Origin of the sequence: Micromonospora sp. NPDC000207, assembly GCF_040300925.1 — a bacterium.
Classification (GTDB): Bacteria; Actinomycetota; Actinomycetes; order Mycobacteriales; family Micromonosporaceae; genus Micromonospora.
This window is the reverse complement of the sequence record NZ_JBEPEQ010000146.1, coordinates 1-11635: the sequence shown is the minus strand read 5'-3', so window position 1 is coordinate 11635 and position 11635 is coordinate 1. Positions and strand designations below refer to the sequence as shown.

Annotated in this window: 13 protein-coding genes; 12 read left to right on the top strand and 1 reads right to left on the bottom strand. The window is 73.3% G+C overall.

Translation table 11 applies throughout. The features are described 5' to 3' along the window. The 7 genes from ABT336_RS24820 to ABT336_RS24790 all read left to right on the top strand — a co-directional run. Nucleotides 1-729, top strand: a 729-nt coding sequence (locus ABT336_RS24820) for a saccharopine dehydrogenase (RefSeq protein WP_350899592.1), incomplete at its 5' end; no start/stop codon positions are given. Beyond that, entirely contained in the window at nt 726-1817 is a 1092-nt protein-coding gene (locus ABT336_RS24815) for a Gfo/Idh/MocA family oxidoreductase (RefSeq protein ID WP_350899590.1), read from the top strand. The genes ABT336_RS24820 and ABT336_RS24815, both read left to right, overlap by 4 nt. Nucleotides 1818-1819: 2 nt before the next feature. Then, the gene (locus tag ABT336_RS24810) at nt 1820-2629 is read left to right on the top strand and encodes a thioesterase II family protein (protein WP_350899589.1); all 810 of its coding nucleotides are present in this window, start codon (nt 1820-1822) and stop codon (nt 2627-2629) included. Between the two features lie 89 nt (nt 2630-2718). Next, nucleotides 2719-3108 (top strand): nuclear transport factor 2 family protein, encoded by a 390-nt coding sequence (locus ABT336_RS24805; RefSeq protein WP_350899587.1) that lies wholly within the window; start codon nt 2719-2721, stop codon nt 3106-3108. A 53-nt stretch (nt 3109-3161) separates the two neighbouring features. Continuing rightward, nucleotides 3162-4199: an ATP-binding cassette domain-containing protein gene (locus ABT336_RS24800; protein ID WP_350899585.1), complete on the top strand. Its 1038-nt coding sequence runs from the start codon at nt 3162-3164 to the stop codon at nt 4197-4199. Beyond that, a complete protein-coding gene (locus ABT336_RS24795) occupies nt 4196-4981 on the top strand; it encodes an ABC transporter permease (RefSeq protein WP_350899583.1) in 786 nt (261 codons plus the stop codon). The genes ABT336_RS24800 and ABT336_RS24795 overlap by 4 nt, the downstream gene beginning before the upstream one ends. Then, nucleotides 4978-5730 (top strand): ABC transporter permease, encoded by a 753-nt coding sequence (locus tag ABT336_RS24790; protein ID WP_350899581.1) that lies wholly within the window; start codon nt 4978-4980, stop codon nt 5728-5730. Before ABT336_RS24795 ends, ABT336_RS24790 begins: the two co-directional genes overlap by 4 nt. A 22-nt stretch (nt 5731-5752) precedes the next feature. Here ABT336_RS24790 and ABT336_RS24785 read toward each other — a convergent pair whose 3' ends face one another. Continuing rightward, the gene (locus tag ABT336_RS24785; protein WP_350899579.1) at nt 5753-6436 is read right to left on the bottom strand and encodes a methyltransferase domain-containing protein; all 684 of its coding nucleotides are present in this window, start codon (nt 6434-6436) and stop codon (nt 5753-5755) included. 50 nt (nt 6437-6486) lie between these two features. Here ABT336_RS24785 and ABT336_RS24780 point away from each other — a divergent pair, with 50 nt between their 5' ends. The 5 genes from ABT336_RS24780 to ABT336_RS24760 form a co-directional block, all read left to right on the top strand. Further along, nucleotides 6487-7149 (top strand): pyridoxine/pyridoxamine 5'-phosphate oxidase, encoded by a 663-nt coding sequence (locus ABT336_RS24780; RefSeq protein ID WP_350899577.1) that lies wholly within the window; start codon nt 6487-6489, stop codon nt 7147-7149. Beyond that, the gene (locus tag ABT336_RS24775) at nt 7146-8324 is read left to right on the top strand and encodes a 3-deoxy-7-phosphoheptulonate synthase (protein ID WP_350899575.1); all 1179 of its coding nucleotides are present in this window, start codon (nt 7146-7148) and stop codon (nt 8322-8324) included. The genes ABT336_RS24780 and ABT336_RS24775 overlap by 4 nt, the downstream gene beginning before the upstream one ends. Before the next feature lie 79 nt (nt 8325-8403). Continuing rightward, entirely contained in the window at nt 8404-9045 is a 642-nt protein-coding gene (locus ABT336_RS24770) for a DUF2461 domain-containing protein (protein WP_350899573.1), read from the top strand. Nucleotides 9046-9047: 2 nt separating this feature from the next. After that, nucleotides 9048-10652: a (2,3-dihydroxybenzoyl)adenylate synthase gene (locus tag ABT336_RS24765; RefSeq protein ID WP_350899571.1), complete on the top strand. Its 1605-nt coding sequence runs from the start codon at nt 9048-9050 to the stop codon at nt 10650-10652. Then, nucleotides 10649-11635, top strand: a 987-nt coding sequence (locus ABT336_RS24760) for an FAD-dependent oxidoreductase (RefSeq protein WP_350899569.1), incomplete at its 3' end; no start/stop codon positions are given. The genes ABT336_RS24765 and ABT336_RS24760, both read left to right, overlap by 4 nt.

Sequence of the window (11635 nt, the reverse complement as noted above, 5' to 3'; positions counted from 1 at the left end):
GTGGTGCTCGGCGCCGGGATGACCCCGGGCCTGTCGACGCTGCTGCCCCGGGCCCTCGCCGCGGACTTCGACAGGCTGCACCGGTTGACGGCCCACCTCGGCGGCCGGGACCGGTTCACCCCCGCCGCCGCCGGTGACTACCTGGCGGGCATGCGGGACCGTTCGAGCCGCTCCGCGGCGGCCTGGATCGACGGCCGGTCGGTGCCGGGTCGGCTCGCACCGCTGCGCGACGTGGAGATCCCCTACTTCCCGGGACGGGTCACCGCCCACCCGTTCCTCAGCGCCGAGGCGCAGTGGCTCGGCGAGACGCTCGGTGTCGACGAGGTGCACTGGTACCACGTCTTCGACGGTGACCGGGCGTTGTCGGTGCTCGGTCGGGTGGACGCCGACGCCCCGGACGCCGCCGAGCAGGTCGTCCGGGCGGCCGGGCTGGACCTGTTCGGTAGGCCCGCGTACCAGGTGATGGTCTTCCAACTCGACGGTGAGTCCGCCGGCCGGCCACGGACCCGGGTGCTGGTCCTGCGCGGTGCCGACAGCTACCGGTTGACTGCCTCGGCGGCGGTGCTCGCCGTCGAGGAGCTGCTCGCGGGCCGGATCCCCGACGGGGTCGGTCACGCCGGGCGGGTGCTGGACCCGCAGCGTGCCCTGGACCGGCTCGCCGCCGCCCCGGCGGTGCACCGACTGGACCTGGTCGAGGAGGCCGCAGTGGTGGAGGAGGGTGCGCTGTGACAGCCAACGTGGTCGTCTGCGGCACCGGATTCGGCCGGGTGTACCTCAGCGCCCTGGACCGACCGGACGGGCCGCTGCGGTTGGCCGGGATCCTCGCCCGGGGCAGCAGCCGCTCCCAGGCGTGCGCCGAGCGGGCCGGGGTGCCGCTCTTCACCGACGTGGACCGGCTCCCCGACGACGTGGACCTGGCGGTGGTGGCCGTGTACGCCGGGGTCAACGGCGGCGGGGGCAGCGAACTGGCCCGCCGGTTGACCAGCCGGGGCGTGCACGTGTTGCAGGAGGGGCCGCTGCACCACGACGAACTCGCCGAGTCGCTGCGGGTGGCCCGCCGCCACCGGGTCCTGCACCAGGTGAGCACCCACTACGGGCAGGTGGAGCCGGTACGCCGGTTCGTCCGGGCCGCGCGGGCGCTCGCCGGTCGGCAGCGACTGCTCTACGTGGACGCCACCTGCGGCCTCCAGGTCTTCTACCACCTGTTCGACATCCTCCGCCTGGCGTTGGGCGGGCTGCGCCCCTGGTCCTTCGACGAGGCAGTGCCGCGCGGTGGGCCGTTCTGCACCCTCACCGGCCGGGTCCGGGGTGTCCCGACCACGATCCGGGTGCAGAACCAGCTGCACGTGTCCGACCCGGACAACCACGCCCACCTGCTGCACCGGATCACCATCGGCGCGGAGGGCGGGAACCTGACGCTGCTCAACACCCACGGCCCGGTGGTGTGGAGTCCCCGCCCGCACTTCCCCGAGCAGGGGCGGACGGCCGCCCGGCTCGACGAGGCCCCCGGCGGGCACCTCGACGAGCCCAGCGCCGAGGCGTACGGCCCCGCCGTCGCCCCGAGCTACCGGGAGATCGTCGGACGGTTGTGGCCGGACGCGGCGTACCGCCATCTGGAGTCGCTGCACCGCGACAGCCGGGCCGGCACCGACCCCCTGGCGTCGGGGCAGGCGCAGCTGGCGGTCTGCCAGGCCTGGCGGGACGCCAGCGTACGGCTCGGCGAGCCCGAACTGCTCGACGTCGCGGCACCGCAGCCGCTGTCCCTACGGGACCTGGACCTGGACCTGGAGACCGCCGCCGACAGCGAGGAGACGTGACGATGACCGGTGCGATGGTCGTCGACGAGCGGGCGCAGCGGTGGCTGCGTCGGCTCAACAACCCCCAGCCGGCCCCGGACGGGTCGCCGATCCGGCTGGTGGCGCTGCCCCACGCCGGGGGGTCGGCCGGTTTTTTCCACCAGTGGGCCCGGCTGCTGCCGCGCGGGGTGGAGCTGTGGGCGGTGCAGTACCCCGGTCGGCAGGACCGGGCCGGTGAGCCGTGCGCGACCCGGATGTCCGAGCTGGTGGAGCCGGTGGTGGCCGCGCTGGCCCCGGTCGCCGGCCCCGACCTGGCGGTCTTCGGGCACAGCATGGGAGCGGCGGTGGCGGTGGAGGTGACCCGGGAGCTCGAACGGCGTACCGGTCGTCCGCTGGCCCGGCTGTTCGTCTCCGGCCGACCCGCCCCGCACCTGCAACCCCCCACCGACGTGCACGGCGGCGGGGACGAGGCCCTCCTGGCCGACCTGCGCCGGCTGGGCGGCACCGACGAGTCGGTCCTCGGCGACGGGACCCTGCGGGACCTGGTCCTCCCGGCGCTGCGGGCCGACTACCGGCTGATCGAGACGTACCAGCCCGACGGGAGCGTCGTGGTGGACACCCCGGTCACCGCGCTCTGCGGTGACAGCGACCCGGAGGTCACCCCGGAGCAGGCCGAGGCGTGGCGGGGTTACACGCGTGGGGAGTTCCGCGCCCGGGTGCTCCCGGGGGACCACTTCTACCTGGTGGAGAAACCCGTCGCGATGGTCCGGCAGGTTCTGGCGGACCTGCGACCGGGTACCCCGGTCACCATGTCGTGGCCGTCGACCCCCTGACCATCCGGTATGGAGCGAAGGCCGGGTAGCGGGCGAAAGCAGTGATCGATAGGCTGTATCCGGCAAAGTACTAAAAGGAGGGAAAAGCGGTGACGACGATCGACAGTACGCAGCTGACCAAGGAACTGTTCGCGCTGGAGGAGGAGGGTTGGCGGGCGATCTCCGCTGCCAACGGGGACTTCTACCGCAGGCTCGTCACCCCCGACACCCTCGTCGTCGAGCACGACGGGGTCTCCACCGGTGACGACCTGGTGGCCGAGATCGACGGCAACACCTCCCCCTTCGAGGGGTTCACCCTCGATCAGGAGCGGGTGGTCCCCCTCGGCCCCGACAGCGCTGTCATCACGTACCGGGCGAACGCGCAGGTCGCCGGGCGGGGCACCTTCCGCCTCTACATGTCCAGCGTCTGGGTCCGGCGCGACGGCGGGTGGAAGCTGATGTTCCACCAGCAGACCCCGGTGTCCACCCAGGAGAGCTGACGCCGTACGCCGACGGGGCCGGGCGCTCGCGCGTGGCAGGAGAGGAAGAACAAGTGACGCAGTGGGGGATCGAGGTCGAGCACCTGCGAAAGGAGTTCGACGGCACGGCAGCCGTGGCGGACGTCTCCTTCACCGTCGGTGCCGGCACCCTGCTCGGCCTGCTCGGGCCGAACGGATCGGGCAAGACCACCATCATCAACTGCCTGACCACCGTGCTGTCCCCCGACGGCGGCCGGGCCGTGGTGGACGGGTGTGACGTGGTGCGGGACCCCGCCCAGGTGCGGTCCCGCATCGCTGTCACCGGTCAGTTCGCCGCCCTCGACGAGGTCCTCACCGGACGGGACAACCTCGTCCTGTTCGGCCGGTTGCTCCGGCTCTCCAAGGGGCAGGCCCGGGAACGGGCGGCGGAACTTTTGGACCGGTTCGCGCTCGGCGACGCCGCCGACAAGCAGGTCAGGACGTACTCCGGAGGGATGCGGCGGCGACTCGACCTGGCCGCCAGCCTGGTGGTGCCGCGTCGCGTGGTCTTCCTCGACGAGCCGACCACCGGCCTCGACCCCCGCAGCCGGGAGGAGCTCTGGCAGACCATCAGGCAGTTGCGCGACGACGGTGCCACGATCCTGCTGACCAGCCAGTACCTCGAAGAGGTGGACCGGCTCGCCGACCGGGTCGTCGTCATCGACGCCGGACGGGTCATCGCCGAGGGCACCGGCGACGAACTCAAGGAACGCGTCGGCGGTCAGGTGTGCGAGGTGACGGTGCCGGGTGCCGGCCGTGAGGCGGCCCGGGACGCGCTCCGGGCCGCCTCACGGGAGGTCGGCGAGCACGGTGAGCTGTTGGTGGTGCCGGTGACCCATCCCTCGCAGCTGGTCGAGATCGTCCGGCTCCTCGACGACCGGGGCATCGAGATCGACAACGTGACACTGCGCAGGCCCAGCCTCGACGAGGTCTTCTTCACCCTGACCGGCGGCGCGGGGGCGACTCCCGACGACCGGGACGGGGCTTCCCGGCGGGGCCCGACGCCCCAGCGGGACCCGACCCCCGACGGGGTACGCGGTGCCGCCGCCGGTGCCGACGGGCGGCGGTCGTGACCACAGCGGCCGGCACCGAGTCGGGGCTGGGGAACCTGCTCGCCCAGGGCACCGTCCTGGCCGGGCGCAACCTGCGGCACCGGGCCACCGCCGAGATGGCGGTCATGTTCGTGGTCTTCCCGCTGATCTTCGTGTTCGGCTTCCTGCTGCTGTTCGGGCGGCTGTTCGACGCCCGTGGCCTGGACTACGCGCAGTTCCTGCCACCGGCGATCGTCGCCCAGTGGATGTTCACGGTCGCCAACACCTCCGGGGCCGCGTCGGCCGCCGACCGGGCCTGCGGGATGTACCGCAGGTGCCTGGTCATGCCGGTCAACCGCGGGGCGATCGCGCTCGGGCGGGTCGCCAGCGAAGCCGTCTGGGCCTTCGTCGCCGCCGTCGTGATCAGCGCGACCGGTCACCTCGCGGGCTTCCGGTTCCACGGCGGGATCGCCGCCACGGTCGGCTTCGTGGCGCTCGCCGTCGCGTTCGCCCTGGTGTTGACCGCCGCGACCACGGCGGTCGGGTTGTCCTCGGGGGACCCGGCCGCCGTCGCCGCCCTGCTCAACCTCCCCTACCTGGCCCTGATCATGTTGTCCACGGCGTTCGTCCCGGCCGACGCGTTCCCCGGGTGGCTCGAACCGGTGATCCGCAACTCCCCGGTCTCCGTCGTCATCGAGGCGTTGCGCTCGTTGGCCTCGGCGACACCGGCGTGGACCGAGGTCCGTGGTGCCCTCGTCTGGGTCGCGGTGCTGGGCGTCGTCTTCGGCGCCGTGGCGGCCCGAGCCCTGCGGAGGACGCGATGAGCGTGGTCGTCGAAGCGGCGCTGCTGGCCGGGCGCAACACGCGACGGTTCCTGCACAGCCCCCAACTGCTCGGCGACGCCGTCGCCTTCCCGCTGGTCCTCCTCCTGCTCATGCTGGTGATGTTCGGGGAGGTCGTCGCGGGGTCGACAGCGGAGCCCTACATCGCCCGGCTGGCCCCCGGAATCGTGCTGTTCAGCGTCGCGTACAGCTGCGCCGGGAGCGCGGTGGCCCACCACGTGGACCTGCGCGGCGGCCTGCAGGGCCGGCTGCGGACGATGCCCATCTCCCGGGTGTCGCCGCTGCTCGGACGCATCGGCGGGGACCTGGTCAAGTTCACCCTCGTCACTGTGGTCACCGTCGCCGTCGGACACCTGCTCGGGTTCCGGTTCCGGCAGGGCCCCCTGGCGGTGCTCGGGTTCCTCCTCGTCGCACTGCTGTTCGCGCTGATCTTCCTGTGGGCGGCGCTGCTCGTCGGGGCGACAGTGGGCAGCGTCGAGTCGGCGAACACCGCGATCACCATGCCGGTGACCCTGCTGCTGCTGGTGTCGACCTGCCTGGTCCCGCTGTCGGCGTTCCCCGACTGGGCTCAGCCGGTGATCCGGCTCAACCCGCTCTCCGGTGCCCACTCGGCGCTGCTCGGCCTCTCCTGGGGCGGGCCGGTCCTGGTGCCGGTGTTGCAGACCCTCGGCTGGGCGGTGGCCGCGACGGTCGTCGCAGGGCCGCTGGCCCTGCGACGGAGCCTGCGGTGACCAGCCCCCGGTCGGGCCGTCGTCACCGGCGGACCAGTTCGATCAGTTCGTAGCGCAGTTCGCCGTCGGGATACTCGCCCACCGCCCGGCGACGTGGCTCCAGCCGCCACCCGTGGGTGGCGGCGAGCCGGGTCAACAGCCCGGTGTCGCCGAGGTCGGTGAAGCCGAGCATCACCCGGCCGCCCGGGGTGAGGTGATCGGCGACGGTACGGAGGAAGGTGTCATGAGTGGTGTAGCCCGGATCGGCGAAGGCGCGGTCCAACATCGCGTCCGACGACTCCGGCAGCTCGACGTCGACGAAGTTGGAGTTCCAGAACACCAGGTCGTAGCGGTCACCGGCGTCGAGCGGCTCGAACACGTCGCCGCACCTGGCGGTGACCTGCCCCGCCACCGCGTGCCGGTCGGCGTTGCGCCGGGTGTTGTCCACCGCCGCCGGGCTGATGTCCAGCGCCGTGACCCGGGCGCAACCGCGCTGCGCCGCCAGCACCGAGATGTAGCCGGTACCGCACCCCACCTCGCAGAACGCCCCGTCGACGGGGTACGGCAGCCACTCGGCGTACAGCGCCGCGGAGGGGGTCAGGTTCGGCGCGTACACCCCCGGGAGCAGGTCCCACTCCTGCCCGAGCAGCCGGAAGGTCTGCGGTTCGACGATGTCGGTGTGCCGTCGACGCAGGCGTCGGACCAGGCCCAGGTCTGTCGATTCCACGGATTGCCCCTTCCTCGAAGAACACAGCGTATGCACAGGAGGCCCGGACGATGAAAGTCCAGAAGCGGAGCCTGCGTACCCCGGCGACCCGCAACGATACCGTCGGCACCGAGCCCGACGTCCTCGATCTCACCACAGTGGACGACGATCCGCTGCGCCGACTGCGGTCCTGGTACGACCAGTGGCGGGCCGGGGGGCCCGCGGCACCCGACGCGGCCGTCCTGGCGACCGTCGACCCGCAGGGGAGGCCCGCCGCCCGCCACGTCGACGTGGCCCGCCTCGACGACGGGGTCGTCTTCTTCACCGGCCTGCACAGCGCCAAGGCCGTCGACCTGGCCGCCAACCCGAACGCGGAGCTGTGCTTCGGCTGGCTGACCGCCGCTCGGCAGGTCCGCGTCGGCGGCACCGTCGAACGGCTCGACCCGCTCACCGAGGACGACCACTTCAGCCGGTTGCCGCGTCCCGTCCAGGTGCTGGCCTGGGCCAGCGACCAGCGGTCGACCCTGACCGACCGGGACGGTCTGCGAACCCGTATCACCGAGGTGGCCGACCGTTTCGCCGGACAGGAGGTGCCGCGCCCCGAGGCCTGGGGCGGCCTGCGGCTCGTCCCCGACCGCGTCGAGTTCTGGCAGGGACACCCGCACGACACGCCGGACCGGCTGCGCTACCTCCGCGACGGCGACTCCTGGACCGGGGAACGGATCTCGCCATGACAGTCCTGGCCGTCCCCGCCGCACCGGCACAGCAACCGCCGTGGCCGGACCCGGAGCACGCCGCCACCGTCCGGGGCCTCCTCGCCGACCGGCCGCCCCTGGTCACCTGGTCCGAGTGCGCGGACCTGCTCGCCGCCCTCGCCGCCGCCCACCGGGGGGAACGCCTCGTCGTGCAGGCCGGCGACTGCGCCGAGCGCTTCGCCGACGCCGAGGACGGGCCGGTCACCGCCCGGCTCGACCACCTCGACGCCCTCGCCGACCAGGTACGCGCCGCCACCGGGGCACCCTGTGTGACGGTCGGACGGCTCGCCGGGCAGTACGCCAAACCCCGCTCCGCACCGACCGAGACCCGGGCCGACGGGGTGGTCCTGCCCGCGTACCGGGGAGACCTGGTCAACTCCCCGGAGGCGACCCCCGAGGCCCGCCGACCCGACCCGGGGCGCATGGTCACCGCCTACGACTGCGCGGCGTTCGTCCTGGCCCACCTCCGGGCCCGCACTGCCGGTCGGCCGCCGCAGGAGACGCTCCACACCGCCCACGAGGCGCTCGTCGCCGACTACGAGCAGCCCCTGGTACGGGCCCACAAGTCCGGCCGGTACGCCTCGTCGGGGCACCTGGTGTGGATCGGTGACCGGACCCGCGACTGCGACGGGTGGCACGTCGACTGGGCGGCGGGGGTGGACAATCCGGTCGCCGTGAAGATCGGCCCGTCGACCACCACCTCCGACGCGGTCCGGCTGAGTCGGTTGCTCAACCCCGACGGCGTACCGGGGAGGTTGACGTTCGTGGCACGGCTCGGCGCCCGGTACGCGGGTCGGATGCTGCCCGACCTGGTGGCCGAGGTGGCCCGCCGTGGCGCACCGGTGCTCTGGCTCTGCGACCCGATGCACGGCAACACCGTCCGGATGCGCGGCGGGGCCAAGACCCGACCGCTGGAGGCGATCCACGACGAGGTGACCGGGTTCGTCAGGGCGCTGCGCCACCGGCGGCTGCCCCCGGGCGGACTGCACCTGGAGGTCGCCCCCGACGAGGTCACCGAGTGTCTGGCAGTTCCGCCCGACGCACCGGCCGTCCCCGACCGGGTGGCCCAGCCGCGTTACACCAGCGCCTGCGACCCCCGCCTGAGCCCCACCCAGGCGCGGGACCTGGTCACGCACTTCACCGGGTTGCTGTGAACCGGGTTGCCGTGAACCCGGTTGCGGTGAACCCCCGCGACGACCACCGGACCCGACCCGCTGGAGAGGAGAGCAGCAGGTGACCTTCGAGGGATTCCCCAAAGAGGCCTTCGCCTTCTACCGAGACCTGGACGAGGACAACTCCAAGGAGTTCTGGCACGCCCACAAGGACACGTACGACACGTGTGTGCGGGACCCGATGCAGGCCCTCGCCGAGCGGCTCGGCGACCGGTTCGGGCCGACGAAGGTGTGGCGACCCCAACGCGACGTGCGTTTCGCCAAGGACAAGTCGCCGTACAAGACGTACCAGGGGCTGACTGCCGGCTCCGCCGACAGCGTCGGCTACTACCTGCAACTCGACGGCCACGGCGTCCACCTCGGGGGCGGCTACCACGGGTTGACCTCCGCCCAGGTCGAGCGCTACCGGGAGGCGGTCGACGCGGACCGTTCCGGCAGGAGGCTGGTGGAGATCGTCGACGGCCTGCGTGACGACGGCTGGCAGATCGTCGGGGAGAGGCTCAAGACCCGCCCGCGCGGCTGCCCCGCCGACCACCCCCGGGTGGAGCTGCTGCGGTTCCGGTCGTTGGGTGCCGAGTCCTACGTGAAGGAGGGCGACCGCCTCCACCGGGCCTCGGCGGAGAAGGTGGTCCGGGACGGCTGGTCGCAGGTCCGACGCCTGGTCGACTGGCTGGACCGGCACGTGCAGACGGGAGGGAAGTAGGGATGCTGGAAGGCTGTGTTCCCTGGCCGGAGGAGTTCGCGCGACGCTACCGCGACCGGGGGTACTGGCGTCCGGTCCGCCTCGACGAACCGCTGCGGGAGTGGGCCGCCCGGGACCCGGACCGGGTCGCCCTGGTGGAGCCGGACCGGCGGATGACCTACGGGGAACTGGACCGGTGGGTCGACCGGCTCGCCGGGGGCCTGCGCGCGCTCGGGGTCACCGAGGGTGACCGAGTGGTCGTGCAGCTGCCCAACACGCTGGAGTTCGTCGCGGTGACCTTCGCGCTGTTGCGCCTCGGCGCACCGCCGGTCTTCGCGCTGCCCTCGCACCGCGACAGCGAGCTGCGCCACCTCTGGGAGGCCAGCGGGGCCGTGGCGCTGGTCATCCCGGACCGCTACCTCGGCTACGACCACCGGGAGCTGGCCCGGCGGCTGGACCTGCCGGGCCGGATCGTGGTCACCGGGGACGCCGAGGAGTTCCACCCCTTCGACGGCCTCGACGCCGATCCGGTGCCGACCGGCGTCGGTCCGGCCGACGTCGCCCTGTTCCTGCTCTCCGGCGGCACCACCGGCAGACCCAAGCTGATCCCGCGCACCCACGAGGACTACGACTACAACCTGCGGGTCAGCGCCGACAACGCCGGCCTGAGCGAGCGGGACGTGTACCTGGCGGTGCTGCCGGCCGGGCACAACTACGCGCTGGGATGCCCCGGCATCCTCGGCACCCTGCTGGTCGGCGGACGGGTGGTGCTGGCGCCCACGCCGGCTGTCGACGACGCGTTCAGCCTCGTCGAGCGGGAACGGGTCACAGTCACCGGGCTGGTGCCGCCGCTGGCCCTGCTCTGGACGGACATGGCCGAGCTGGCCGACACCGACCTGTCCAGCCTCCGACTGGTCCAGGTGGGCGGGGCGAAGTTCGGGGCGGCGGCGGCCCGGCGGTTCACCCCGGCCCTCGGCTGCGCGTTGCAGCAGTCCTTCGGCATGGCGGAGGGGCTGCTCAGCCAGTCCGCGCCGGACGACCCGCCGGAGCTCGTCGCGACCACCCAGGGCCGGCCGATCTCCCCGGACGACGAGGTCCGGGTGGTCGACGAGGCCGGTCACGACGTGCCGACCGGCGAGGCGGGGGAGCTGCTGGTCCGGGGTCCCTACACGTTCCGGGGCTACTACCGGGCCGAGGAGCACAACGCCCGGGTGTTCACGCCCGACGGGTTCTTCCGCACCGGAGACGTGGTACGCCTGCTCGACAGTGGTCACCTCGTCGTCGAGGGGCGGATCAAGGACCAGATCAACAGGGGCGGCGACAAGGTCCCGGCCGAGGAGCTGGAGGATCTCGTCTCGACCCACCCCGCCGTACACGACTGTGCGGTGGTCGGCATGCCCGACCCGGTGCTCGGCGAGCGCACCTGCGCGTTCGTCGTCGTCCACGGCGACCCGCCGCAGCTCGCCGACGTCGTCGGCCATCTCCGGGAGCGCGGCGTCGCCGCGTTCAAGCTGCCCGATCGACTGGAGGTGCTTCCGTCGTTCCCCCGTACCCCCGTCGGCAAGATCGACAAGGTGCGGCTACGGGAACTCGCCAGGGAGCGTACGACAGCCGAAGCGGCCCGGTGATCGTCGTCGGCGCCGGACCGACCGGCCTGACCGCCGCGCTCGCCCTGCGCCACCACGGGCTGCCGGTGACCCTGCTGGAGGCGGAGCCGCACGATCGGGCCCGCCCCGGAAGCCGGGCGCTGTTCGTGCACGGGCAGACCCTGCGTCGGCTGCACGCCGTCAGTCCCGTCCTGGCGGATCGGATCACCGGGCACGGCCTGCTCTGGCGTACCCGGCGGACCCTGCACGGCGGTCGGGAGGTCTACCGGCGCAGCTATCCGCCCCCACCGCCGGGGAGGCCGCCGCCGTTCGTCAGCCTCCGTCAGGTCGACACCGAGCGGTTCCTGCTCGACGCCTGCCTCGACGCCGGGGTCGACGTCCGGTGGGGGTCCCCGGTGACCGGGGTGCGGGCGGACCACGACGGCGTCACGGTCCACACCGCCGACCGGCAGTGGAGCGCCCCGTTCGTGGTCGCCGCGGACGGGGCCCGGTCCGCCGTCCGCCGGGCGCTCGGCGTCGCGCTGCGGGGTCCCCGACCCGAGGGCTTCCACGTCGTCGTCGATCTCGCCGACGACCCCGACGACCCCGTCCCACCGGTACGGACGCTGCACTACGAGCATCCGGCGATCGGGCGGCGGACCGTCCTGCAGGTGCCGTTCGCCGGCGGGTGTCAGATCGACCTCCAGTGCCGCGCCGACGACCGGCCGGAGGAGTTCGCCACCGTCGAGGCGGCCCGGGACTGGCTGCCGGCCGTGGTGCCCGCCCGGTACCGCGACCGGATCCTGTGGGTGGCCCGGTACCGGTTCCAGCAGGTGGTGGCCGACCGGATGGTCGACGCCACCGGCCGGGTGCTGCTGGCCGGGGAGGCCGCCCACCTGTTCCCGCCCTTCGGTGCGCGGGGGATGAACAGCGGCATCGCCGACGCGGTCGCCGCCGCCGCGAGCATCGCCGACGCCCGCCGCGGGGGGGGCGGCCCCGGGGCGGCGGGGGGGCTGGGCGCTCGG